We start from the raw sequence: 25,760 nt of genomic DNA, 5'->3' as shown, positions 1-25,760 counted from the left end.
CGAATACCCCAGGTTCGATCGGCCCGGACCATGCAGGACGACTCCAGCGACGCGACCGAGCACGATCCTGATGCGAAACACGCCAGGCACGACGAGGACGGACAGGCGGTGACCCACTGTGATCGGATCGAGTATGAACAGAATCCCGATCGGTGCGGTCAGTGACGACGCCCGCCGTCGTCGCCCCCACTGTTGGAGCCTCTGCCGCCGATCGCTCCCTGCCGGCGATCCCGTCCGTCGGATATTGCCGGCACAACGCACTTCTTTCGGGTTCCGATAGGAGGAGGCGAATGCTACCGTACGTAGCGCTCGCGCTCGGACTCGTCGTCACGGCGATCGCGCTGGAGCGGGTGTCCTACGCCGCGCTCGAGCGGATACCCGCGGTCGCGACCGAGGAGTTCCCCGAGATCGATCGGGACCTCCTCGAGAAGTTCAGCAGTTTCGACCCCGAACTGGGCTGGTGTCCGCAGCCGAACCGGGAGAAACAGAAAGACACGGGGGATCACCTCCCGGGCGAAGAGGTCCGGACCGTCGTCACCTACTCCACCGACGAGTACGCCAGTCGGGTCTGTCCCGCCAGGGATCGGGGGGAATCCGACGGTCCCAGCGTCTCGACCTACGGAGACTCCTACTGTTTCTGCCGGGAGGTCGACAACGACGAGACGTTCCAGAACTACATGGCCCGTGAACTCGACACGCACGTCGCCAACTACGGCGGCGGAAACTACGGCCTGGACCAGGCGCTGATGCGTCTCGAGCGCAAGTACCCCGAGGACCCGACCGACTACGTGTTCGTGGTCGTCACGGCCTCGTCGATCGCCCGGATACTCTCGGTCTGGAAACACTACCAGGAGTTCGGCAACATTCTCGCCGTCAAACCCCGGTACGTGATGGACGACGGCGACCTCCGGCGGATCGAGAGTCCGGTCGACGAGAAGGCGGACCTGCTCGACCTTGAGTCGAAGGCCGACTTCCTGCGGGAGAACGACTTCCACTACGACCACTGGTTCAGGCCCCACCACGCGTCGGCTCCGTACACGCTGGACTTCGTCGAGAAGCCGGAACACCTCCGATACGCGCTTTACACGGGCGGCAAAGAGGTCGAGCGTCGACTCGAAACCTCGATTCCCGGCATCGACTTCGACGAGGCCCAGACCCGGTCGGCCCTGCGGATGGAACGGCCCCGGGTCCGGTACCACGAGCGACTGTTCGACACCCACGAGTACCTCTTCGACGCGCTCGTCGAATCGTTCGTCGACTACGCGGACGAGCAGGACTTCACGCCCGTGTTCGTGATGGTCCAGCAACTCCGGTACGCGACCTACGAGGCCGAGTACGGCCCGATCTACGGCGACCTGCTCGACCGACTCGACGATCGGTACGACGCCCTCGAGACGATCGACATGGCCACGCACCTCTCGCCCCCGGACGGCGACGTCGAATCGCTGTACGTCCAGCGCGGCGAGGGCGGTCACTACAGCCCGGAGACGAACGAAGCGATCGCGAACGTGCTCGCGGACGTCGTCGAACAGCGGGTGGAGATCGTCGAGGAGACGTGAGCCAGTCGACACGGAAAAACCCGCGTCAGGCCCCGGGGAACGGTTGATGAACGTCCAGACTGTACGGAAACAAAATGCGCCCGCTGTATCTCGTCGTCGGGATCGCCCTGCTCGTCCTCGTCATCGTGGACATCCTCTGGACGACCCTCTGGGTCGACGGCGGTTCCGGTCCCGTCTCCGGTCGACTCACGACCGGTGTCTGGCAGGGAATCCGGGCCGTGAGCGGCGATCGCGATCGAACCCTCAGCCTCGCCGGGCCGCTCATCCTCACGCTCACGCTCGTGACGTGGGTCAGCCTCATCTGGGTGGGGTGGACGTTCGTCTTCGCCAGCCATCCCTACGCCCTCGTCAGCACCCGCACCGGGGCCGTCGCCGACTGGTCGGGCCGGTTCTACTACGTCGCGTACACGATGTTCACGGACGGCAACGGCGACTATACGCCGATCGGCGACGTCTGGGAGATCGCCAGCGCGTTCACGACGGCCACCGGCATGGCCTTCGTCACGCTCGGCGTCTCTTACGTCCTCACCGTCCTGGGTGCCGTCTCCGACAAGCGATCGTTCGCCAGTTCGGTCACGGGAGTGGGCGATCGGAGCGAAGCGTTCGTCCGAACGGCATGGGCGGGGGCGGACCATCGCGGAGCCGACGTCTCGCTCGAGTCGCTCGCGTCGGAACTGGGGACGCTCGCCGAGCAGCACAAATCCTATCCGATCTTGCACTACTACCACAGCGAGCAGAGCGATCGCGCCTCGGCCGTGGCCGTCCCGATCCTCGACGAGGCACTGACCCTCTACCGTCACGGCGTTCCGGACGGTCACGGGCCGGATCCGATGCTCGTCGAGGCCGCCCGTTCGAGCGCGCAGGCCTACCTCGAGACGCTCGACACCGCGTTCATCGACCCGGCCGAGGAGGTGCCGCCGCCGCCGGATCTCGATCGGCTCCGCGAGGCAGATATCCCGACCGTCGACGACGAGACGTTCGCCGACGCACTCGCGGATCTGACCGAGCGCCGTCGACGACTGCTCGGCGTGGTTCAGGGCGACGCCTGGGAGTGGCCGCCGGTCGAGGAGTGAGCCGATCGATCGAGCAACGGAAGTCCGCCGAATCGACAGTGTCCGTGTTCTTGAAAGCCTTCGACCACCAATACGGTTATTCTTCCCAGGCGCATCCACACGTGACGAGATCGAGCGGTTCTCGACTCTCTCTAGCCCAATGGACACCAATCACTCTCCAGAAACGCGTGCCGAGGCGACGGCGACCTTCGAGCGGGATCTCGAAGCGCTGGTCGTCGACGCGTTCGCACGCGGTGCCGACATCGAAAACACGTGGGACGTGACGGTTCCCGTCTCCGACGCCCCGGACTGGTCGGTGACGATCGAGAAACGCGGATCGGCCGACGAATCGTCGTTCGAACCGTCGCTCCTCGAGGAGTGAGCGCGGAAACTGGTCACCCGCCCGGACAGTTTGTTTTCTAGCCTATTGGCGCACAATAAAGGCTATATGCGTGGCGTCTGTACCTGCCCGGTGTACTCTGCTGAAGTCGGGACGCGAGACTCGTTGCACAGGGACCGCCGTGTAGGTGAAGTACGGAGACAGTATGCCATCCAGAACGCGACATCCAGACGGTACGGACTCGACGTCGACGACGATCACGCCGACTGCACTGTTTACCGCCTTCTCGAACGAGCGTCGACAGTACGCACTCTCCTATCTCGCCGAGAAACCGGCGTCGATCCCGATCGGTGATCTCGCCGAATACATCGTCCTCGGGGAGGGCGAACGGTCCTACGAGTGGTACGAACGGGTTCTCACCGATCTCGTCCACGCCCACCTGCCACACCTGACGGACGCCGGTCTCGTCACGTACGATCCCGACGACGAACTCGTCGGCCTCGCCGTCGACCGGAGCGTTGTCGCACCCTATCTCCGCCTCGCGGAGTCGATCGATCGGTAGCGCGCGCCGCGACCCGCAACCGTTCGCGAGCGTTTCACTTTCAGTCCGGTAGCACACACCTTTTAGCCCCGCCGTTAGTACAGGGAGAGTGATGACGTCGTTCCAGTCGACACTCGGTGACGAGCCGGGGATCGCCGAGGAGCTGGCAGAGAACCAGCAGGCGATCTCGATCGCCGAGTTCTTCGAGAAGAACAAGCACATGCTCGGCTTCGACAGCGGTGCGCGGGGCCTCGTCACGGCCGTCAAGGAGGCCGTCGACAACGCCCTAGACGCCGCCGAAGAAGCCGGCATCCTCCCGGACATCTACGTCGAGATTCAGGAAGCGGGCGACTACTACCGCCTGATCGTCGAGGACAACGGGCCGGGGATCACGAAAGAATCGCTCCCGAAAGTCTTCGGGAAACTGCTCTACGGATCGCGCTTTCACGCCCGCGAGCAATCGCGCGGGCAGCAGGGTATCGGAATCTCCGCTGCCGTTCTCTACGCTCAGCTGACCAGCGGGAAGCCGGCGAAGATCACCAGCCGAACCCAGGGTGCGAGCGAGGCGGAGTACTTCGAACTGATCGTCGATACGGACAACAACGAACCCGAAATCAGCGTCGAGGAGACCACCTCGTGGGACCGGCCCCACGGGACGCGCATCGAACTCGAGATGGAGGGGAACATGCGCGCTCGCCAGCAGCTCCACGACTACATCAAGCACACGGCGGTCGTCAACCCCCACGCGCGTCTCGAACTCCGCGAACCCAGCGCGCACTTCAAATTCGAACGGGCGACCGACCAGCTCCCCGAGGAAACCGAGGAGATCCGTCCCCATCCCCACGGGGTCGAACTCGGCACCGTGATGAAGATGCTGTCGGCGACGGACTCCCAGACCGTCTCCGGGTTCCTCCAGGGGGAGTTCACCCGCGTCGGCAAGAAGACTGCCGAGTCGATCATCGACGCGTTTCGCGATCGCCACTACGGGCGCGAGATGCGCTGGCGGCCGCCGGCGACCCACGAAGGGATCGACCTCCGGGAGGCGGTCACCGAGGCGACCGCGAACAAGGGCGCCGAGGCCACTGCCGCGTTCGCCGACGCGATCGCCGACGCCGTCGACGAGCACGATCGGATCGCCCACCACGAACTGCTCGACGTCGTCGACGCGGCAGCCGAGGCGGTCGAGGCCGAACACGGGACGACGTTCGGCGACACCGTCCGGGAAAACGCCGTCGACGTCGTTTGGCGCACGCTCGTCGAGGCACCCGACCCGGACGCCGACGACGCAAGCGACGACGCGCAGGACCCCGACGAGTCGCGACTCGTCACCGATTGCTACGACCTCGCCGACGAGGCGACGAGCACCCGCAAGGACGACGAGATCGTCCACGCCTTCGCCGAACGGCTCGCCGGCCGATTCGAGGACGAGACAGACGAGGACGTCCGTCACCGGCTCACGCACACGCGACTGCGCGAGTACGTCGATCGGGCCGCGGACCTCACCGAGGAGTACGACGACGTCGCCTTCGGTGAGACGGCCCGCGAGAACGTCACCGAGGCGATCTGGGACGTGATGGCGACCGTTCCGGACGACCCGCCGCTGGTCCGCGAACTCGACGGCGATCGCGACGCCACGAGCGACCTCGTCGACGGGATGCGCGCGACCGACATCATGGCCCCGCCGACGCGGTGTCTCGCGCCGATCACCGACGACCTGATCCAGGCGGGTCTCGAGAAGGAGTTCGACGCCGATTTCTACTCGGCCGCGACCCGCGACGCGGAGGTTCACGGCGGCGATCCGTTCATCGTCGAGGCCGGTATCGCCTACGGCGGCGAGATCGACGCGGAGGGGGGCGCGGAGGTGATGCGCTTTGCGAACCGCGTTCCGCTCGTCTACCAGCGCGGCGCGTGTGCGACTACCGACGTGGTCAAGTCGATCGGCTGGCGAAACTACGGACTCGACCAGCCCGGTGGCTCGGGGCTCCCGAACGGTCCCGCGGTGATCATGGTCCACGTCGCCTCGACGAACGTTCCCTTCACCAGCGAGTCCAAGGACGCCGTCGCGAACGTTCCCGAGATCGAAGACGAGATCGAACTCGCCATCCGCGAGGCGGCCCGCGACCTCAAGAGCTACCTGAACAAGCGCCGCTCGATGCAGAAACGCCGAAAGAAACAGAACGTCCTCGGGAAGATCCTGCCGGAGATGGCCGAGAAGGTCGCCGAGGTTACCGATCGGTCGGAACCCGACATCGACGACGCGATCGCCCGCATCATGAACAACGTGCTCGTCGAGCGCCACATCGAGGAGAACGGCGACGGACGGGCCGTCTCTGTTGTCGTCGAGAACCACTCGGGAACCACCGAATCGCTCGAGGTGACCGACATCGTCTCGGCGGAACCGCGGAACCTCTCCGACGGCGCGAGCGTCGTCGAGATGGACGGCGAGTGGTTCGTCAAGTGGGAGCCGGACGTCTCGAGCGACGACGAGGCCGCACTCGAGTACGAGGTCCCCGACGACGCATCGTTCGATCTCGACGTGAAAGGCGTCGAGAGCGAGAAACTCACCGTAACTGATTCCCAATGAGCGCAGACAACGAGGACGCACGAGAGCAGCTGATCGATCTCGCGGCACAGTTCTACGACCAGTTCGAACTGGGCGAGATCCCGCACATGTCCGTCCCGACGCGGACGAAGGCCAACATCGAGTACGACGAGGACAAGGAGGTCTGGGTGTACGGCGACCGCGAGTCGACCCGATCGGCCAACTCCGTTCGCGGCGCGCGAAAGCTCCTCAAGGCCGTCTACACGATCGAGTTCCTGGCGAACCAGCTCGAGGAGGATCGCTCGTCGACCCTGCGTGAGCTGTACTACCTCTCGGAGAGCTGGGACAACGACGAGGCCCAGTTCGGCGACCAGGACGAGTCCAACCAGCTGATCGAGGACCTGGAGATCGTCTCGGGGGTCACTCGGGAGGACTTCCACATGCGCCCCGAGGAGTCGGGCGCGACGATCATGGGTCCGCTCCACCTCCGCGAGCAGACCCGCCGCGGGGAACGTGAGATCCACTGCCAGGAGGACGTCGGCGAGGGCGGCTACCAGATCCCGAACAACCCCGATACGATCGAGTTCCTCGACTGCGACGCCGACTTCATCCTGGCCGTCGAGACGGGCGGGATGCGCGATCGGCTCGTCGAGAACGGGTTCGACGACGAGTACAACGCGCTGATCGTCCACCTCAAGGGCCAGCCCGCACGGGCGACACGGCGGATCACGAAGCGCCTGCACGACGAACTCGACCTCCCGGTCACGGTCTTTACCGACGGTGACCCGTGGTCGTACCGGATCTACGGCTCCGTCGCCTACGGCTCGATCAAGTCCGCGCACCTCTCGGAGTACCTCGCGACGCCGGACGCGCAGTTCATCGGCATCCAGCCGGCCGACATCGTCGAGTACGACCTCCCGACCGATCCGCTCTCGGACTCGGACGTCAACGCCCTCGAGAGCGAACTCGAGGACCCGCGCTTCCAGACCGACTACTGGGAGGAACAGATCGAACTCCAGCTCGACATCGAGAAGAAGTCCGAACAGCAGTCGCTCGCGGCTCGCGGGCTGGATTTCGTGACGGATACGTATCTCCCTGAACGACTCGGTGAGATGGGCGTCCTCTAGACGCCCGTCGAACCGTGGTTCAGGGAGATGGTTCCCCGAACGACTCGGTGAGATGGGCGTCCTCTAAGGCGGAGACGGTTCGGATCGCCGGCCAGGACGGATCGTCAGGTACGATCGCGATCGGGTTACGCTTCGAATTCGGATTCAGATTCGGGTTCGGGCTCTGACTCCGTCGATCCGTCCGGATCCCGATCGGGTGCCGATCGAGTCCGCGTTGCTCCCCTCCTGTCGGTGATCTCGTCCGTCGTTGCTGAACCCGCCACGTGCTCCGCGTTGGCACAGCGCCGGCAGTAGTAGTTGGTTCCGTCCGACATCGAGAGCGGGAGACCGAACAGGCAGACGTCCTCGCGGTAGGTTCGTTCGACGCCCCGATCGACTGGGTCGGCACACGCGGCGCACGGTCGGTCGGGTGCGGCGACGGCCCGTTCGTCGACCGATCGGATCCGGCCGGTCGCCGTCACCGGGTGGCGTCGTTCGAGTCGCCGCCGAGCGGACGGCAACGCGGCGAGCCCACCGATCGCGAAGAGCGCCGCGAAGGCAAAGAGCACGAGGCTCACCGCCGCCGCGGATACGAGCAGTCCAACGCCAGCGAGCACGGCGGTGACGAGCCAGCAGACGGCCGCCGTCAGGCGCATCAGCACTCGCCAGCGGGTGTCCTCCTCGGTGGCCGTGCTCGAGTCCGTAGTCGCGGCGCCGTCTGTCGCCATCTCGTCCGCACGGAGCACCAGCCGTTCGGGGGCACCGAAGTACCGGTACGCGCCGTATAGCGCGTTCCCGAATCCGCCCGTCCACCAGACGGTCAGGAGGGCGACGATCAGGTGGTCGGTCACGCTTCCGAACGATCGGCGGACCATGACGACGCGCTCGCCGAAATCGTGTTCGAGTTCCCAGCCCCGCCGGGTCGCGCGAGCGATTCGACGCTCGAGGACGGCTCGATCGGTCCCCGAGCGGCCCGACGAGGTCGTGGACGATTGCCGATCGGTCCCCGCCGACCCGGCCCTCGTCGGAGCCCCGCAACTGGTGCAGTAGTTCGCGGATGTCGCGAGGGAATCGCCGCAGTTCGAACAGTACGGCCCGCCGCGACCGGGATCCGGACTACGCGGACGATCGCCGCTCATACCCGTGCGCACGCCGACCGCGACACTAACTCTTTGGAGCGGTCGGAAATCGAATGAAACGGGAGTCGGTGGAAACGGTCGGGGGTACCGATACTCGGCGGCTCAGCCGATGAATCCGAGTCGGAGCGCCGCCCCCATCGCGCCGAACACCAGGACGAACACGAGACTGACGGCGTAGTACGCGTGCCAGGCGCGGGACGGCCGGAACGGTTCCGGCAGGTGCCGTTCGACGATGAACCAGTTCACCGGGTAGAAGAAGATCTCCGCCACGGCGAGGACCGCGGCGACGTACAGCAACAGCGTCACCGGAACGTTGCCGAGTGCGAGGACCATCGTGCTACTGACGGCGACGACGCCGACGACGACCAGTTTTCGCACGCGCTCGCTATCGATGCTGTCGTCCTCGAGCGCCATCGGCACGATGTCGCCGGTCGCGCGGGCGGCCCCGTCGAGCAACGTGATGACCGTCGAGTAGAGGGCCGCGAACGCACCGACCAGCATGGCGTAGTACGACCACGCGCCGAACGAATCGCTCAGGATGTTGCCGATCGCAAACGCGAGGTTGGCGTCTTCCGGCGGATTCGGATAGAGGACGTTCGTCGCGAGGATCACCATCGCGACGATCAGCACGAAACTGAAGGCGTAGCCGATGTTGAAGTCGCGCCGGCCGGTCCGGATCCACGCGCGGATGTAGTCGTGGTAGGCCGGATCGTTCGGATCCAGCCCCTTCTTCCGGAGTTCGCCCGCACCCTCGTCCTTGGCCATGCTCCAGCTGCCGATCAGGATGCTCGTACTGAAGCCGGTCGGCGCGAACCCGACCGCGGCCGCGAACAGCACGAGGAAGGCGGAATCGGTGAGGTCCGGAACCGCGAACGTCGTCTCCGCGATCCGGTCGGGCGACGGCGGGCCGACGAGGGCGCCGAGGAGGATCAGCACGTCGACGGCGATCGTGAACCCGATCAGCGCCTTCTCGAGCAGGCTGTACCTGGACACGACCACGAGCGCGCCGGCACCGCCGACGAAGACCACGTACGCCCACGGTGCGGTGAACCACGCCGGGGTGAGTGCGGCGACGAACGCGGCCGAACTCATGCCGACGCTGGCCGTGATGAACGTGTACATGACGGTGAACACGGCGATCGGCAGCCAGAGCGCCCAGTTCTTCGGCCCGGGCAGGTCGCGGTACCCCTCGATCGGGTTCGCGCCCATCCCGTAGTCTAGCGGACGCCGAGTTCCCAGGCGCCGTACTTCGCGACGTAGATGAGGCCGAACATCCAGATCGCGACCAGTCCGAAACTGGCACCCATCGACGGCGCGATCACGATGTGGCTCCCCCCGATACTGATCAGCGCTCAGAGCATCGACGGGCCGAAGTGGTTCTTGAAGAAGCCCGCCCACCCCGCTGACGGGTACGCGAGGTCGGCCTCGGCGGTTCCGGCCGCCGTGTCCGACTTACTGGCCACGTTCCTCACCCGGTTTACGATCCACCCACCAGCGGACACCGGTGACCGGTATCGTCCCGCCGTTCGAAAGTGTACGATCGTCAATATCAGACATGGATCTCATCGGAGAATTGGCGACTCGTGGCTTATACTCGCGGATCCGTTGTCAGATGTACAGCACTGGTCGTCAGTGCTCGTCCAGGACCACCGGGACGCCCCGGTTCGCGACGTCGACGACGAAGGCGTCCGCGTCCGTCTCGAGTGGGTCGAAGGTATCGTAGTGGATCGGGAGCACGAGTCCCGGATCCATTCGCTCGGCTAGCGCCGCGGCCTCGTGGCGGTCCATCGTGAACGACCCGCCGATCGGGGGCAGGAAGAGGTCGACGTCGAGGTCCTCGTGGAACGGGAGCGCGTCGGCGTCCCCGGGCCAGAACACGCGGACGCCGTCGACGGTGAGGGCGAACCCGCAACCCGTGCCCGCTGGATGGTACGGTTCGCCGCGATCGTCGGTGTGTGGTCCCGCAGGATCGTTGTACGCGGGCGTCGTGAACAGGTCCAGTGGCCCGAGGACGAACGACTCGTCCGCGCGAACGCGTTCGACCTCGTAGGGGAGATCCTCCGGTTGGTCGTCGACGCGATCGATCCCGCTCGCGTCGATCGACTCGTGGACGACGACGATCGCGTCCTCGTGGGCGACCCGGCGGATCCCCTCCGGGTCGTAGTGGTGATCGTGGGAGACGAGCACGAGATCGCCGTCGCGAGCGTCGTAGTCGTCGAGGACGCCGTAGCGTCCGGGATCGAGGTAGATGACGGCCCCGGTCTCGCTCTCGAGGCGGACGGTCGCGTACCCGAGCCAGTCGACGGTCACGGCACCGAAGCGAACGGTCATACCCCTCCTTCGATCGACGCGGGGGAAAATCGTTCGACTCGATTCGGGCCCGATGGCGGGGAACGTCCCGAACCGGAGTCGATCGGCGGGTCATCTCGCCCGATCGCGAACGAACGACTTGCCGGTCAGGGCCGGCGGATCGAGTGCGAGAGCGTTCCGACGCCCTCGACCTCGATCTCGACCTCGTCGCCGTCCTCGAGCGGACCGACGCCCTCCGGCGTTCCGGTCGCGATCACGTCGCCCGGTTCGAGGGTCATGTAGGTCGTGATCTCGGCGATCAACTCCGGAATGGGGAAGATGAGTTGCTCGCGCGAGCCGTCCTGTTTCAGTTCGCCGTTGACCCGCGACTGAACGGCTGCGTCGTCGGGGACCTCGTCGGGCGTCGCGAGCAGGGGCCCGATCGGTGCCGCGCCGTCGAAGGCCTTGCCCCGGATCCAGTTCTGCTCCTGGCGCTGGTCGTCGCGGTTCGAGACGTCGTTCACGCACGTAAAGCCCGCCACGACGTCCATCGCGTCGGACACGGGGACGTGGCGACACTGCTCGCCGATGACGACGCCGAGTTCCGCCTCGTAGTCGATCCGATCCTTTCCCGCGGGCGCGGTCACGGTGTCACCGTGGCTCGCGACCGCGTTCGGCGGTTTGAGGAACAGCAGGGGCCGATCGGGCACGTCCGAGTCCATCTCGTCGGCGTGGTCGGCGTAGTTGCGCCCGATGCAGACGATCTTCGACGGCTCACACGGCGGGAGGACGTCGATCGCGCCGTCCTCGAGCGCGTAGCTTTCGTTGCCGAAGTGGACGTGACCGCTGTCGTACTCGCCGCGGCGAACGGCACCAGCCGGGTCGCGAAATCGGACGTATTTCATGCGGGATCCGTTGCGTTCCGGGGTCAAAAGGATTGAGATGTCGGCGGCGTTCACCGATCGGCGGCAGTGGCCGACGGCACCGGTATGGTTCGAACCTGTCGACGATCGGAGTACGTGAGGACGTGCCACTCCGCGATCGGAACGGAACGCTTTTTACTAGTCCCCAGCAAGCAGTGAATGCGTTGGCTCCGTTGGTGTAGTCCGGCCAATCATTTCGGCCTTTCGAGCCGATGACCTGGGTTCAAATCCCAGACGGAGCACTACAGCGACCGAGTTTTGCGAGGGAGCGAAGCGCGCACGGATGGGATTTGAAGTAGAGAAACGCAAGCGATAGCGACCGTTTCCCAAGAGTTCAAACCCAGGACGGCGCGTTTTCCGACGGGTAAACTCGCGAGTCGCAACTGTGGGACAGGGTCCGATGCCGCAATACGCGATCGGGAACTCGTCTCACTCGAGTTTTCGGAAGCAGTTGTGACAGAACGACGCGACCGAATCGTTTTCCGTGGCGCATACACCACACTGGCCGTCACGAGTCGTCGATGACCGCGACTCGGACGGGGGCGTAAAGAGGGTTTTCCGTGGGTCGGTGTACGCGTCGACGACGTCGCTCCACGTGACCGCCGGATCAGCATCAGTGTACCCTGCGCGGGTTCTCGTGCGTGAAAGCAGCGAACTGCCTTGCATGCGGAGAAGCCCGTGCCAGAGTCCGAGGAAGAAGAGCGACGGGAGGAGGCAGAGCGAAAGCACTGCCCCAACGAGTACGAGACTCATACAGGTCGGTTCGTCACACTTCCCATAATCGCACTCGTGAAATCGTTCACGAGTAATATACGTTCCTCAGCGATCGCTGCTGGTCGGTCTCCAGTTCGGATCCGACACGACCGGCCTTTCGAGCCGATGATCTGGCATTTGAAGTAGAGAAGTCCAGCCCCTGGCGCGAGCGAATCGAACGACCGGGGACGCCTTTGCGTAGTTCAACTTCCGGACGGAGCGTGTTGCTCCGATCGACGCCGCGAAGCTGTCTTCAGGGGAGAACTTTTGGCGATCGAACACGTGCGGAACAGTGGCATAGACCAATGTCTGAGCACACGGGGGAGGTGACGCTCGTGCAGGCGGTGGCCATCGAGGTCGGCCTGATCGTCGGCGGGGCGCTGTTCAGTCTCACGGGCGTCGCGGTCGCCATTGCGGGCCCGGGCGTCGTGGTCGCCTTCGTGCTGGCGTTCTCGATCGCGATTCTCGGGCTGGTGCCGACGGCGATGCTGGGGGCGGCGTTCCCGACGACCGGCGGGAACTACCGCTACCCGGCGCGGTTCGTCTCGCGACCGATCGCGTTTCTCGCGGCCTGGGGCCTCGGCGTCAGCATGTTCGGCGGGGGCCTGCCGCTGTACGCCCTGACCGCGGGCCAGTACGTCGACGCGATCGTCCCGGTTGCCCCGACCCTCGTCGGCGTCCTCCTGCTGTCGGGCTTTTTGCTCGTGAATCTCTTCGGGATTCGACCGGCCGCGACGGCCCAGCTAGCTATGTTCGTCGGCCTGGTCGTCGCCCTGGGCTCGTTCGTCGTGCTGGGCGTCCCGGCGGTCGAGACCGCGAACCTGACGCCGGCCTTTCCCACCGGAGCGATCGGCGTCGCGACGGCCGCGGGGGTCCTCTACTTCGTCTGCCTGGGTGCGAACTTCGTCGTCGACATCGGCGGGTCGGTCCGCGACGCGACGGTGACCATCCCTCGATCGTTCGCGATCACCGTCCCGCTCGTGCTCGCCGTGTACGTCGGGATCGGCTTCGTCGCGGTCGGCGTCGCCGGAACGGACGCGCTCGCCGGTGAAACACTCGCGGTTCCCGCGGGGCTGTTCCTTCCCGGGCCGCTCCAGTCGGTGTTCGTCGTCGGGGGCGCGCTGTTCGCGATCGCGACGAGCATCAACGCCGTCTACATCATCACCCCGCGGTACCTCGCGGTGCTGGCCGAGGACGGCCTCGTGCCGTCGAGACTGGCCCGGACGAACGATCGGTTCGACACGCCACACTGGGGTCTGCTCGTCGTGTACGCGCTCTCCGTGGGGGCGTTGCTCTCGCCGCTCCCGATCGCCCAACTGGGCTCGTTGCTCGGCTTCGGCGGCGCGTTTCTCGTCGTGCCGGTGATGGCCGCGGCGATCGTGGTCGGCCGGACGCGGGCGGCGGCGGCCGAATCTGCGATCGGACTCCCGGCGCGGGCCGTCACGGCGATGGCCGCGCTGGCGATCCCCTGTAATCTCGCGTTGCTCGGACTACTCGCCGTCCAGTCGCCGTCGGTGTTCGCCCTCTGGGCGGGCCTGCTGGCGGCGGGCGGCCTCTACTACGTGTTCCGGACCCGAATCCGGACGCACGCAGCGGACAGCGTTCACGACACTCCGAACTCATGATTCCAGAGACGACTGCCGTCGTCGGTGCCGGACTGATGGGCCGCGACATCGCGGGCCTCCTGGCCAACGGTGGCTTTCCGGTCACGCTCGTCGACGTCGACGACACCGCGCTCGAATCGGCACGCGACTACCATCGAACCGAACTCCCGGAGGCGCTCGAATCGGCCGGGTTCGACCCCGACGACCCCGCGAGCAGCATCGAATACGAGACGGATCTCGCGGCACTGGCCGATCACGAGTTCGTCGTCGAGGCCGTCCCGGAACGCCTCGACCTCAAGCGCGACCTCGTCGCCGACCTGGAGTCGGTCCTCGAACCCGAGGCCGTCGTTGCGACGAACACGTCGTCGCTCACGCCGAGCGACATCGCGACCGGCCTCGAACACCCCGACCGGGTCGTGCTCTTTCACTTCGCCAACCCGGCCATCGATCGCGACATCGTGGAGATCTCGGGCAACGAAGCCAGCGAACACGCTCTCGAAACCGCGACGGCGGTCGCCGAGGCGATCGATCGCACGCCCGTCCGACTCGAGGCCGAGTTCCGGGCGAACTGCCTCTCGCGACTCTCGGCGAGCATCAAGTGCGCCGGGGGCTGGGAACTGCTCGCGGCCTCACCCGCGGAAGTCGATCGCGGCGCGCGAGCGATCGGGTTCGACCGGGGTCCGATCGAGTTCGTCGACCTCATCGGGATCGACGTCCACCTCGCGACGGTCGACAACCTCGCGGCGGTCTACGGCGATCGGTACGCGCCGCCGCCCGAAATCCGCGATCGGATGGAGGCCCTCGTCGACGCGGGCGACCTCGGGGCCAAGACCGGCACGGGGTTCTTCGAGTGGGACGGCGAGGACCCCCGGATACCCGAGGTCGAGGACCCCCACGACGTGACGCCCGTGGTCGGCGCGCTGGTCAACGAGGCCTACCGACTCGTCGGGGACGGGGTCGCCGGTCGGGAGACGGTAAACGACGTCCTCAAACGCGGTTCCGGCGGCGATATCGGCCCGTTCGACGTCGAGTCCATGCTCGGCGCTGAGTTCCTCCGGGAGGCGTTGCGAGAGCGGTGCGGGGAAACGGGAGCCGACGTCTACGATCCGGTCTTCTGAACCCCTCGCATCACGAGCGGATCATCCGGTCAAACCAGCACCGCGCCGATCGATCCGGGCAGACCAGCACCACGCCGATCGATCCGGGCAGACCGGCAACGATCGGGTCGGCCGGTCAGACGAGTAACGGCGGTGCGGCGTACGGATCGACGCGCACGTCCAGCAGGGTCGGCACGTCGCGCTCGAGGCTCTCCTCGATCGCCGGGCCGACCCGCTCGTGGTCGTCGATCGTCTCGCCCGCACAGCCGAAGCCGCGAGCGACCTGTGCGTAGTCGACGCCGTCGTGGAAGTCGGTGGACATGTCGAAGCTGTGGGTGCCGAGCTGGCTCATCTTGGAGGACCCGAGCGACGCGTTGTTGGTGACGACGACGGTGATCGGGAGGTCCTCGCGGACGGCTGTCTCGAGGTCCGAGATGTGGTAGCCGATCCCGCCGTCGCCGGAGAGCGCGACGACCGGCCGGTCGGGCAGCGCGGTCTTGACGCCGAGCGCCTGAGGGAGACAGACGTTGATCCCGTCGCTGCCCCTGGCCTGGAGGTAGGAGAGGCCGGCCCGCTCGGTTTCGTAGAACGCGCCCGAGAAGAACCCGGGAAAACTCGTCGCGCTCACGAGCACCGCCTCGGCGGGGAGTCGCGCGTTCAGTTCGTGAACCACGCGCTGTGGCTTCACCGGCGTCTCGTCGCTCGTCAGGTCCGCCTCGAACCCGGCGCGCCAGTCGGCCCGGTTCTCGGCGAGTCGCTCGATCCGTGCCGCCCGATCGTCGGCGCTCGACGCGGTCCCGGCGAGCGCGTCGAGGGTGGATTTGAGATCGGCCCGGACGGCGACCGTCGGTTCGTAGTTGCGGCCGAGCCAGGCCGGATCGAGGTCGACGTGGACCAGCGCCACGTCCTCGGGGACCAGCGACCAGCCGACGCTCGTGAGTTCGCCGAATCGGGTTCCGAAGCCGAGAACCAAGTCCGCGTCCGCGACGGCGTCGTTGGCCACCTGGCAGAATCCCCAGCGACCGACGACGCCCAGCGCGTGGGAGTCCGTCTCCGCGATCGCTCCTTTTCCGTTCATCGAGGTCACGACGGGGACGTCCGCCGCCGTCGCGAAGCGCGTCAGTTCGTCGGTCGCGTCCGCGCGGACGACGCCCTCACCGGCGACGATCACGGGGCTGTCGGACGCCGCCAGCAGATCGCCGATCGCGTCGAGGTCGTCCGGATCGGGTGCCGGTCGGGTCCGCGGATAGGTTCCGGAGACGTCGTCGCGGGGTTCCCGCTCGATCTCGCCCGTCATGACGTCCTCCGGGAGATTGACGTGTGCCGGACCGGGTACCCCGGTGGTGGCGATCCGGAGTGCATTCTCGACGGCCTCGACGGCGCGGCCGGGCGTTTCGGCGTCGAACGTCGCCTCGGCGAACGGGTCCAGGATCGCCTCGTTGTCCCCGTCCTGGATGACGCCGTTTCCGCGGGTCTCCCGATCGTTCCCGCCGGTGAGGGCGACGACCGGCGAGGACGCGCCGGCGGCCTCGCAGAGTCCGACGCCGATGTACGCGGCACCGGGGCCGCTGACCCCGTCGACGACGCCCGCGGTACGAGCGGCCCTCGCGTAGCCGTCCGCCATCAGGGCCGCGCTCGCCTCGCTCCGGGCGAGGACGTGCCTGACCGTCGACCCGTCGATGCTCGCATAGTAGGGATCCATCTGCTCGCAGGGAAACCCGAAGACCGTCTCGATCCCCGCTCGTTCGAAGAGTGCGGCGATCGCATCCGTCGATCGCGCCATCATCACCACCTCCTGTACAGTGCTTCCTGGTGACACATGCCACTCGATACTCAGGGGGAGAACAAAAAACACACCTCTGGACTGTCGCCCATCGTCGACGGTCCGCATCGGTGTCACCTGGGGTCGAAGTGTACTGTTCAGGGGCGGCGATCTCGGAGACGCGAGAGGGACGTCGTCGCCTGCAGTCATCCCGTGGGACGTCCCTACACCCGATCCAGAAACCGCGCCCGTTATTCGGCCTCGGCCCTGAATGCTGGTGTGACTTCAGCCGAATCGAACGGAACCGACGGCAGCGACCAGTTGCGGAGTCGTGGCTACCACATCACGGTCGACGACGGCAGGGACTCGTTTTTCGCACTCAGCATCGAACGGGCGGACAGCGATACGGCGTGGCTCATGTCGGACACCGTGCTGGCACTTGACGAAATGCGATAGCTCGAACCCCGATCGAAATCGTCGCGAGTTCCATTCGTCTCCCAGGGCATTCCACCCGACGTCCACCGCGAGTGGCGCGCGCGAGGACTGACGGCTTCGTTCATCGCCCCGGAGATTCCGATCTCCCTCCCATTCGGACCTTGCCAACTAGTCACAATAATATCGAAAGTGAACGGCGCTCCGACGCGCCGCTCGGCCGGGGCAAAATAGACAGTGACATTAAAATTTATATTAGTAGTAAATATTCGAGATTCCAGGAGCGAACGCCGTGCATTTCGGCCCGGTTCTCGCCCCGGGTCGATCGATCGCAGGCGATGATCTCCGTTCGCTGTCATGCCGACAGTAACTATCACGGAAGACGATTATCGACAATGTAACCGTGTGACACGGGGATTTTTAGCGTCGGACACGTACGGGGCGGATATGACACTGCATAACAGGGACGTTCGGCAGGACGTCCGCGAACTCGGGGCGTTGCTCGGGGAAGTCCTCGAGGACCAGACCTCGCGACGATCCTTCGAAACCGTCGAATCGTGCCGGCGTGCAGCGATCGACTACCGTGCCGACGAACTGGAGTCCCGTGACCCCCTCATCACGGAACTCGAGAGGCTGTCGCCCCACGAACAGCGAATCGTCGCGCGAGCGTTCACGACTTACTTCGAACTGATCAACCTCGCCGAGGAACGCGAGCGGGTCCGATCGCTCCGAACCGAATCCCACGAGGGGACCCTCGCGGACAGTCTCGAAACGGCGGCCGCGGAACTCGGAGAGACCGATACCGAGACGGTCACACAGGTGCTGGACGACGTCCTGATCGAGCCCACTTTCACGGCGCATCCGACGGAGGCCCGTCGCAAGACGGTCAAGTCGAAGCTCCGGACGGTCTCGACGTACCTCGAGACCCTCGACGAGCGGCTACTGACGAACAAAGAGTCGGAGCAAGTGTGGCGGGACATCGACGCCGAGGTGACGAGCCTCTGGCAGACCCCGCAGGTTCGGCGTCGCCAGCCCGAACCCGAGGACGAGGCCCGGAACGTCCAGTGGTACCTCGAGAACACGCTGTTCGACGTCGTCGGCGAGGTTTACGACGAACTCGCCGACGCGATCGACGAGGAGGTCGAGGGCGACCTCGAGATACCGAAACTGTTCGAATTCCGCTCCTGGGCGGGGAGCGATCGCGACGGGAACCCCTACGTGACGCCCGAGGTGACGGCGAACACGCTCGAACGCCAGCGCGAGGTCGTCCTCGACAAGTACCGGGAACAGCTCAAGCGCCTCTCGGGCGTGTTGAGCCAGGACGGGAGTCGCATCGACGCCGGTTCGGAGTTCCAGGCCTCGCTCGAGGAGGACCGCGAACGGCTGCCCGGCAGCGCCAGGACCGCCGAGGAGCGCTACCCCGGCGAACCCTACCGGCAGAAGCTCAAACTGATGCGCGAGCGCATAGAGCGCGTCGGCGACGTGCGTCCCGGCGGCTACGACGACGTCGACGAACTGCTCGAGGACCTCGAGTACATCGCCGATAGCCTCCGGACCAACGGGGCAGAGGTCGTCGTCGACGCCCACGTCGATCCGATCCGTCGACAGGTCGCCACCTTCGGCTTCTCGCTGGCCAGTCTCGACCTGCGCGAACACCAGCAGAAACACACCGACGCGATCGCGGAGGCCCTCGAGTCGGAGGGGATCGATTACCGCGCGCTCTCCGAGGACGAACGCGTCGAGTGGCTGACCGAGGCGGTTCTGCAGGACGAACCCGTCATCGACCTTTCCGACACCGAGGATCTCTCCGACGCGTCGACCCGCGTCCTGACGCTGTTCGACAGTCTCGCCGAGTGGCAAAGCGAGTACGGCGTTCACGCGATCGACACCTACTGTATCTCGATGAACGACGAACCGAGCCACGTTCTCGAGGTGCTGTTCCTCGCCGACCAGGCGGACGTCGTCTCCCTGCCGGAACACTGCGGGATCGACATCGTTCCCCTCCTCGAAACGGAGTACGCGCTCTCCGGGGCGCGGCGCATCATGGGCACCCTCTTCGAGAACGAAGCCTACAGTCAGGCCATCGAGGCCCGCGGTCGGACCCAGGAGATCATGCTGGGCTACTCCGACTCGAACAAGGAGAACGGCTTCCTCGCGGCCAACTGGTCGCTGTACAAGAACCAGCGCCGACTGGCCGAGATCTGCGACGACCACGACGTGACGATGCGGCTGTTCCACGGCCGCGGCGGCTCGATCTCCCGGGGTGGCGGCCCGATGAACGAGGCCCTGCTCGCGCTCCCCAACTCGACGGTCACCGGGCAGGTCAAGTTCACCGAACAGGGCGAGGCGATCGCAGAGAAGTACGCCAATCCCCGGATCGCCGAGCGAAACATCGAGCAGATGGTCAACGCGCAGCTCCGATCGCGGCTGTACGCGATGGACCAGCCCGAAGAGGAGATCCCCGAGGAGTGGATCGAGGCGATGGAGACGATGGCCGACGCCGCCCGGCAGGAGTACCGCGACCTCCTCGAGAGCGAGGGCTTCGTCCAGTACTTCGAGCAGGCGACCCCGATCACCGTCATCGAGGACCTCGATCTGGGGTCGCGACCGGCGTCGCGAAGCGGCGAGCGCACCGTCGAGGACCTGCGGGCGATCCCGTGGGTGTTCTCCTGGACCCAGTCGCGGTGCATCCTGCCCGGCTGGTACGCCATCGCGACGGGCGTCGACGCCTATCTCGACGACGGTGGGTCGATAGAGACACTCCAGGAGATGTACGACGAGTGGGCGTTCTTCCAGACCACGCTCGACAACGCCGCGCTCTCGCTGTCCCGGACGGAACTCGAGATCGCCGACCAGTACGCGGACCTGGCCGAGGACGACCTCCGCGATCGGTTCTTCCCGCGACTGACCGACGAGTACGAACGCGGTGCCGAGTTGATCAAGGAGATCGGCCAGCGCGAGGAACTCCACACGCGCGACTGGCTCGGCGAGAACCTCGAACGGCGTAACCCCTACGTCGATCCGCTGAACCTCCTCCAGACGTACCTCCTCGATCGGACTCACCGGACCGACATCGAGGAGCGGACGCTCCGGCTGACGGTGAAAGGGATCGCTGCCGGGATGAAGAACACCGGCTAGGGTCGTCACCGGAGCCCTCGATCGGGTACGGGCGGCGAACGTGACTCCCTGGCACCCCTGCCAAAAATCGAAACGGGTAAAAACACCACCCGGATAGATAGGAGTGAGCCGAGATAGCCTAGCCCGGCCAAGGCGGCAGATTCGAAATCTGCTGTCCTCACGGACTCGGGAGTTCAAATCTCCCTCTCGGCGCTTTTCCAGCAACAATTCGATGAGCGCCGCACAGCGGCGCGAATCATTTCGTTGCTGGAAAACGACGTCGGAGATGTGAATGAGACCGAGGTTCTGCGAACGCAGTGAGCAGGTTCTCGGGCGTGGTTCAAATCTCCCTCTCGGCGCTTCTACGGCGATCAACAACGGTGAGCGACGCGTAGCGGCACTTCGATCCCGACGAACTCTCGCTCGCGATCCGATCGAGGATCGCCGTCGATCGGGATTTTCGGGGCCCTGCGGGCAGAAATCGAACTACCGAATCCCCGTCGAATGCAAGGTGATTTTTTATTCGCCCGGGGCTGGTCATCTGTATTGTCAGTAGCTACCAATGGTCGCGTTTTATGACGGCACAACGGTCCGGAGAGAGGGGTATCGATGAGTTCGAACGAGGACGGTGACTCGGCGGACGAACCGTTCCATCCACTCGGAAAAGACTGGCAGGACGAACTCGAGGCGTCCCTCGAAGCGACCGAGTACGATACGGATCTCGGCCTCGAGATGGCCGAAGACGCGATGAAGGTGACGAAGGGGGAACTGTCGGAGGAAGCGTTTCACGACCGGTACCACGAGGACGTGCTGGCCGAGTTCGGCGAGGACGAGCGGCCGATCGAGTCCGGGGACGGCGGCCGGGTCGACGAGGCGCTGTCGCGGTTCGGGGTCGACGAGGCGTCGCGTCGCGACGTGATGAAGAAGGTGGGGGCCGGTGCCGGTGCGGTCGGACTGGGTGCCTGGGGAACGGCGGAATCGGACGGCGAACCGGCCCTCGCGGCCGCCCAGGAGGACGAGGAGGAAGGCGGCGAGTTCGGAGACGGCGAGGGCACCCAGTGGGGCATGACCCTCGACCTGGAGCGGTGTGACGGCTGTCTCGCCTGCGTCACCGCCTGCGCGGAGGAGCACAACTGGGACCAGGGTGCGAATTGGATGTACATCCTCGACTTCGAGGACAGCACGCCCGGGGGTCGAAATCGACTCATCCGGCCCTGCCAACACTGTACCGACGCACCGTGTGAGAAGGTCTGTCCGACGACGGCCCGCCATACCCGGGATTCGGACGGACTCGTGCTGACGGACTACAACGTCTGCATCGGCTGTCGGTACTGTCAGGTCGCCTGTCCGTACGGCGTCAACTACTTCCAGTGGGACGAACCGGACGTACCGGCGAGCGAAATCGACGAGGAACACATGATCGACGAGCGCGGCCGGTGGGTCAGCAGCCGCAGTCCGCGAGGCACCATGCAGAAGTGTACGTTCTGTGCCACCCGCCAGGACGGCACCAAGGGCGAGGAGATGATCGGAACGACGGCCTGTGAGGACGCCTGTCCGCCCCAGGCGATCAACTTCGGCGACATGAACGATCCCGAGAGCGTCCCCCGGCAGTACCTGGAGAACGTCGGTCGATCGCGGGCGGCGGAGATGGTCGACGGACAGAGCCCCAGCAGGGAGGAGATCGAAGAGGCCTACGCGTTCGTGGAGGGCGACGTCGACCTGCTCGAGATGTCGTTCGTCCCCGGGGAGTGGGACCAGGAGCAGATCGAGGCCGCGCTCTACGTCGACGATGAGGTCGAGGCGAGCGAGTTGCAGTACGTGATCGACGCCGAGGAGGAAGACGACCCCGAAGCCGCGGCGGACGAGGCCGCCAGAGAGATCGTTCGGGGCATCGTCGAGGACCCCGTCACGGAGGCCGTCGGCGAGGATGGGGCGGACGACGAGGTCGAGGCGGTACTCGACGCGCTGATCGGAGGTGGCAGCGAGGACGCCGCCGACCCGGACGCGCTCGCGGCCGCTGAAGACCAGTTGAACGCGGTGATCGAGGAGTCCGAGGCGGCGATCGAGGACGCCGTCGATCGGTACGAGAGCCGGGAGATCACGCCGGCAGAGGTCCAGGAGGCGCTCGCGATTCTCGAGGACGGCGAAGCGAATCCGGTATCGGACGCCGGGATCACCGACGAAGAACAGGCCCGGCAGGTCATCGACGCCTACACCGACGACAGGGATTCGACGTTCCGACTCCTCGAGGACATCGGTACGAACCCGAACGTCGTCTACGTCGGCAACGAACCGGGACCGGAGGCCGAGCAGGTCGAGGGGCCGGTCGCCTACGACGACGTCGGCCAGACCGACAACCGCAAGGAGGTCCTCGACGATGGGACGGTCGATTTCGGTTCGCTCACGTGACTCGTGTGGTCGAATCTGCATCGGTCCAGCATACCCCGGGGAGTAACGGGCCGACGCTCGTGGCAACTCGAGAGCTTCTTATCCCGCGACCCGAAGGGACACCCATGGACCGTCGCCAGCGAACGATCGTCGGCATCCTCTGGATCAGCGTCGCGGGAGTGATGGCACTCACGCTCGAACCGGGGATTCCGTCGACGGCGAGCGCGATCGCCCGACTGTTCGTCGTCCTCCTCGCGCTCTTTCTCGCCGTCGTCTACCTGTTCGATCCGTGGGGCGTCCTCAGTCGCCAGCCGTTCCACTGACGGGATCGCGCAGGGAGTCCGATCGGGCCCGAACCGTCGTGATTCTTTGCGGCTGGCGAGATTACGCCGTCGTCGGCGTCACCCCGTGTTCTGCCAGCAGTTTCGTCGCCATCGCGGTCTGCCAGGCCAGTCGATCGGAGAGCGTCGTCTCCTGCCGTGTGACTTCGACGAGGTAGCCCGGCACGTCGAGGTCGTGGCCGACCTTGTGCGTGAGCAGGGGGCGATCCGCTTTGCCCTGGACGGTGCCGATCGCGAACTCGTACTCCGGGCCGTAGGCCGACGGCGCGATGAATTCGTCGTTCACCCACTCGGTAGCGCTGACCGCGGTGTCGCGGCCGGCTGCGGTCGGGAAGACGACCTGTCCGACGCCGCTGTTCACCCCCGACGCGTAGATGCCGTGTGAGGTGTGGAGATCGAGTATCACGTCCGGTTCGTGACGCCGAATCTCGCGCCAGATCGCCGCTGCCGCGTCGAACGTCGGCGCTTCGCCGGGTGGAAACTGTCGGTTCATGTTGCCGTCGCTCGTCCGGTAGCGACCCTGGACGATCGCGGGCGGGTTCGCGAACGGGATCACCACCAGTCTGCCGGCCTCGATCGTGAGCCCGGTGAGTTGCATCGCGGTAAGCCAGCCTGCCGGTTCGATACCGTGTTGGCCCGCGACGACGACTGCCGTCGGGTCCGAGTCGGTCGACGATCGGCCCTCGACGACGTACACTCCGGTCTCGTAGCGGGTGTTCGCCATGAGGGCGCGACGCGGGCCGAGTTGTGAGAGGACGTCGCGAAGCGAGTCGTCGGACCGACTCGTCGAACTGGTCTCACGGGCCAACGGTGATTCGGACGGAGCGTCCGGGATTCCGGCCGTCGTGGCGCTGGCGAGCACTGACAGCGTGCCGGCCGACTTTACGAACGATCGTCTCGTTTTTCGTGACATTCGCTACGATGAGAACGTAATTGATACGAAAAGTATCCGGAGTGAAATCGACCGTTTCGGGCGATAGAACCGTCGTAGGCCGTCACTTACGCGATCGGTCGTTCGAATCCGATCTGGGCACGTCGGTACACGGATGGGGCCGCGTCGCCCGCGCCCAGACGGGTCAGAGGGTGAACCCGAAGTTGAAGTCGCCCTTCCAGTTCGATCGCTCACCGCGGAAGACGGTGTCTCCCTGGTGGCGGTTGCCGACCCAGAGTACGTCAGTGAGCGTCGTGCCGGGGTCGCTCATCACGAGGCCGTCGAAGACGGCGTTCTCGATGTTGTGTGCCCGCCCGCTCTCGCCGAACCTGAGGCTCGCACCGTCGGCGTCGATGTCGCTGTTGTGCATGACGAGTCGGTCGACGTCGGTGCCCCTGTTACTGACGAAGAATCCGTGGCGATCCTGGTCCGTCTGGGAGTCGAGGTCGTACTCGCAGTCCTTGAAGACGACGTTCGACGAGCGGACGTACACCGCGTAGTCGGAGACGCTCGGACTGGTTCGATCGGTGATCGTACACCCTTCGAACACCGTGCGCGCGTCGTCGTTGTCGGCGACGCGGATCGCACGTCCGTTGCCCCCCTCGTCGGTGATGTGGACGCCCGACAGCCTCGCCGGGCCGTCCTGGGTCAGCCGAACGATCTCGGTGTTCTTCTCGATCGTGTTCCGAATGGTGAGTCCGTCTACGATCTGGCCCCCGCCGTTCTCGAGCCAGAGTCCGGACCACGGGTACGCCGGCTGATCGGTCATCGTGATGCGACAGTCCCGAACGTAGTCGTTGGCCCCGATGCGGATCGCCGCGCCCGAGCAGTCGCGGACGTAACAGCCGGTGATGACGTTCCGTCCGGAGTTGTTCGAGACGTAGATTCCGTTGTCGATGTATCCCCTCACCTGGCACCCTTCCCAGATGTTCGTGCCGCGGTTGTAGATCTCCGAACTGAACGGGATCGCGTGGCCGACGTGGGTGTCCCGATCGTAGGGCGTGTCGCCGTTGGTCAGGTAACAGCTGCGGATGATGTTCGTCGTCGTGAACTGCCGCCCGTCGACCATGATCGTGTGCCGATCGCCGCCGTAGTCGGGGTTGCGCCTGTCGCGTCGCCCGCGCATCGAGACGTTCTCGATCAGACCGTACGAGTAGGTGTACCAGCGGCCGATCCCCGCGTCGTACTCGCCGCGAATGTCGACCTGGAGGTCTTTCATCACCGTCCGCTGGGCGTGCGGGAGCGAGTCGTCGATCTGTCCGACGGTCATCATCCGATCGACGTCCTGATCGGTGACCCTGAGGGTGGCGAACGGGTCTCCGACGATGCCGAGGAACTCGTGGGCGTCGAAGTGAACGTTGTCGGTCTCGACGTACCACTCTCCGGGTGGGATCACGTAGCGGTGGTTCCGCTCGGTCGGTCTGAACGATCGGTAGTGGTCGTCGATCGCACCCCAGACGTCGTCTTCCTCGGGTTCGACGTCGAGGTCGTCCCGCACGTCGACGATGTTCGGGGACGACGACTCGTCCCGGGGCTGAATTCGCACGCGCCGGGTCCCGTCCTCGCCGTCCGTGGTGCTGACCGGCGAGAGCGACCCGTCGAAGTCGAGGTGCGTGACGTCCTCGCTTACGGCCGCTCCGGAATCGGTGACGGTGAGTCCCTGTCGGCTGGCGCCCTCGCCGGAGGTCGCTCCAGCGACGTCGTTCCCGCCCGATCCCGTCGCCGGCGAGGCCGCGATGCCGCTGCCGACACCGAGTGCGCCTGCCAGTCGAACGTACGAGCGTCGCGTTATTCCCCGGTCCGCTGTCTCCGATCGATCGTGCTGTCGATCACCGTTCATTGCG

Annotated in this window: 20 protein-coding genes, 2 tRNA genes and 1 pseudogene; 15 read left to right on the top strand and 8 right to left on the bottom strand. The window is 65.7% G+C overall.

What is annotated here, in order from left to right:
• The first annotated feature begins 30 nt into the window (after nt 1–30).
• From AC6I6X_RS04525 to AC6I6X_RS04495, 7 genes are all read left to right on the top strand, one after another.
• A complete protein-coding gene (locus AC6I6X_RS04525; RefSeq protein ID WP_497929307.1) occupies nt 31–165 on the top strand; it encodes a hypothetical protein in 135 nt (44 codons plus the stop codon).
• 125 nt (nt 166–290) lie between these two features.
• On the top strand, nt 291–1,559 hold the full coding sequence (locus AC6I6X_RS04520; protein ID WP_497929306.1) for a hypothetical protein: 1,269 nt from the start codon (nt 291–293) through the stop codon (nt 1,557–1,559).
• Nucleotides 1,560–1,633: 74 nt separating this feature from the next.
• Complete coding sequence (locus tag AC6I6X_RS04515; protein WP_497929305.1) at nt 1,634–2,632, top strand: two pore domain potassium channel family protein; 999 nt, start codon at nt 1,634–1,636, stop codon at nt 2,630–2,632.
• Nucleotides 2,633–2,771: 139 nt separating this feature from the next.
• A complete protein-coding gene (locus AC6I6X_RS04510; protein WP_497929304.1) occupies nt 2,772–2,993 on the top strand; it encodes a hypothetical protein in 222 nt (73 codons plus the stop codon).
• Between the two features lie 163 nt (nt 2,994–3,156).
• A complete protein-coding gene (locus AC6I6X_RS04505; protein ID WP_497929303.1) occupies nt 3,157–3,513 on the top strand; it encodes a DUF7344 domain-containing protein in 357 nt (118 codons plus the stop codon).
• A 91-nt stretch (nt 3,514–3,604) separates the two neighbouring features.
• Nucleotides 3,605–6,076 (top strand): DNA topoisomerase VI subunit B, encoded by a 2,472-nt coding sequence (locus AC6I6X_RS04500; protein WP_497929302.1) that lies wholly within the window; start codon nt 3,605–3,607, stop codon nt 6,074–6,076.
• The gene (locus AC6I6X_RS04495) at nt 6,073–7,161 is read left to right on the top strand and encodes a DNA topoisomerase IV subunit A (RefSeq protein WP_497929301.1); all 1,089 of its coding nucleotides are present in this window, start codon (nt 6,073–6,075) and stop codon (nt 7,159–7,161) included. Before AC6I6X_RS04500 ends, AC6I6X_RS04495 begins: the two co-directional genes overlap by 4 nt.
• Before the next feature lie 125 nt (nt 7,162–7,286).
• Here the strand turns inward: AC6I6X_RS04495 and AC6I6X_RS04490 are convergent, their stop codons facing one another.
• From AC6I6X_RS04490 to AC6I6X_RS04475, 4 genes and pseudogenes are all read right to left on the bottom strand, one after another.
• On the bottom strand, nt 7,287–8,279 hold the full coding sequence (locus AC6I6X_RS04490) for a zinc ribbon domain-containing protein (protein ID WP_497929300.1): 993 nt from the start codon (nt 8,277–8,279) through the stop codon (nt 7,287–7,289).
• 102 nt (nt 8,280–8,381) lie between these two features.
• Nucleotides 8,382–9,751 (bottom strand): annotated as a pseudogene (locus AC6I6X_RS04485) (Nramp family divalent metal transporter).
• 157 nt (nt 9,752–9,908) lie between these two features.
• On the bottom strand, nt 9,909–10,610 hold the full coding sequence (locus tag AC6I6X_RS04480; RefSeq protein ID WP_497929299.1) for an MBL fold metallo-hydrolase: 702 nt from the start codon (nt 10,608–10,610) through the stop codon (nt 9,909–9,911).
• Between the two features lie 125 nt (nt 10,611–10,735).
• On the bottom strand, nt 10,736–11,473 hold the full coding sequence (locus AC6I6X_RS04475; RefSeq protein WP_497929298.1) for a fumarylacetoacetate hydrolase family protein: 738 nt from the start codon (nt 11,471–11,473) through the stop codon (nt 10,736–10,738).
• A gap of 185 nt (nt 11,474–11,658) precedes the next feature.
• On the opposite strand from AC6I6X_RS04475, the gene AC6I6X_RS04470 reads away from it, so the two are divergent.
• Nucleotides 11,659–11,733 (top strand) — tRNA-Glu (locus AC6I6X_RS04470).
• A 187-nt stretch (nt 11,734–11,920) separates the two neighbouring features.
• Here the strand turns inward: AC6I6X_RS04470 and AC6I6X_RS04465 are convergent.
• On the bottom strand, nt 11,921–12,244 hold the full coding sequence (locus AC6I6X_RS04465; RefSeq protein WP_497929297.1) for a zinc ribbon domain-containing protein: 324 nt from the start codon (nt 12,242–12,244) through the stop codon (nt 11,921–11,923).
• A 305-nt stretch (nt 12,245–12,549) separates the two neighbouring features.
• Between AC6I6X_RS04465 and AC6I6X_RS04460 the strand changes: the two genes are divergently transcribed.
• A complete protein-coding gene (locus AC6I6X_RS04460) occupies nt 12,550–13,869 on the top strand; it encodes an APC family permease (protein WP_497929296.1) in 1,320 nt (439 codons plus the stop codon).
• On the top strand, nt 13,866–14,966 hold the full coding sequence (locus AC6I6X_RS04455) for a 3-hydroxyacyl-CoA dehydrogenase family protein (RefSeq protein WP_497929295.1): 1,101 nt from the start codon (nt 13,866–13,868) through the stop codon (nt 14,964–14,966). The genes AC6I6X_RS04460 and AC6I6X_RS04455 overlap by 4 nt, the downstream gene beginning before the upstream one ends.
• Before the next feature lie 115 nt (nt 14,967–15,081).
• On the opposite strand, the gene AC6I6X_RS04450 is transcribed toward AC6I6X_RS04455, so the two are convergent.
• Nucleotides 15,082–16,731: a thiamine pyrophosphate-binding protein gene (locus tag AC6I6X_RS04450; RefSeq protein WP_497929294.1), complete on the bottom strand. Its 1,650-nt coding sequence runs from the start codon at nt 16,729–16,731 to the stop codon at nt 15,082–15,084.
• A 255-nt stretch (nt 16,732–16,986) separates the two neighbouring features.
• On the opposite strand from AC6I6X_RS04450, the gene AC6I6X_RS04445 reads away from it, so the two are divergent.
• From AC6I6X_RS04445 to AC6I6X_RS04425, 5 genes are all read left to right on the top strand, one after another.
• Nucleotides 16,987–17,163: a hypothetical protein gene (locus AC6I6X_RS04445; RefSeq protein ID WP_497929293.1), complete on the top strand. Its 177-nt coding sequence runs from the start codon at nt 16,987–16,989 to the stop codon at nt 17,161–17,163.
• A gap of 423 nt (nt 17,164–17,586) precedes the next feature.
• Nucleotides 17,587–20,277 carry a phosphoenolpyruvate carboxylase gene (gene ppc, locus AC6I6X_RS04440; RefSeq protein ID WP_497929292.1) on the top strand — a complete coding sequence of 897 codons (2,691 nt, stop codon included), beginning with the start codon at nt 17,587–17,589 and terminating at the stop codon, nt 20,275–20,277.
• Nucleotides 20,278–20,384: 107 nt separating this feature from the next.
• Nucleotides 20,385–20,469, top strand: a tRNA-Ser gene (locus AC6I6X_RS04435).
• 396 nt (nt 20,470–20,865) lie between these two features.
• Nucleotides 20,866–22,665 carry a 4Fe-4S ferredoxin N-terminal domain-containing protein gene (locus AC6I6X_RS04430; protein WP_497929291.1) on the top strand — a complete coding sequence of 600 codons (1,800 nt, stop codon included), beginning with the start codon at nt 20,866–20,868 and terminating at the stop codon, nt 22,663–22,665.
• 104 nt (nt 22,666–22,769) lie between these two features.
• Entirely contained in the window at nt 22,770–22,967 is a 198-nt protein-coding gene (locus tag AC6I6X_RS04425) for a hypothetical protein (protein WP_250141758.1), read from the top strand.
• Nucleotides 22,968–23,028: 61 nt separating this feature from the next.
• Here the strand turns inward: AC6I6X_RS04425 and AC6I6X_RS04420 are convergent, their stop codons facing one another.
• Nucleotides 23,029–23,898 carry a M14 family metallopeptidase gene (locus AC6I6X_RS04420; RefSeq protein ID WP_497929290.1) on the bottom strand — a complete coding sequence of 290 codons (870 nt, stop codon included), beginning with the start codon at nt 23,896–23,898 and terminating at the stop codon, nt 23,029–23,031.
• Between the two features lie 163 nt (nt 23,899–24,061).
• Complete coding sequence (locus AC6I6X_RS04415; protein ID WP_497929289.1) at nt 24,062–25,756, bottom strand: right-handed parallel beta-helix repeat-containing protein; 1,695 nt, start codon at nt 25,754–25,756, stop codon at nt 24,062–24,064.
• Nucleotides 25,757–25,760 lie beyond the last annotated feature (4 nt).

The organism is Halosolutus sp. YCN4 (assembly GCF_059736495.1).
Note: the sequence above shows the minus strand (reverse complement) of the source record. Positions and strands in the feature narration are given on the sequence as shown.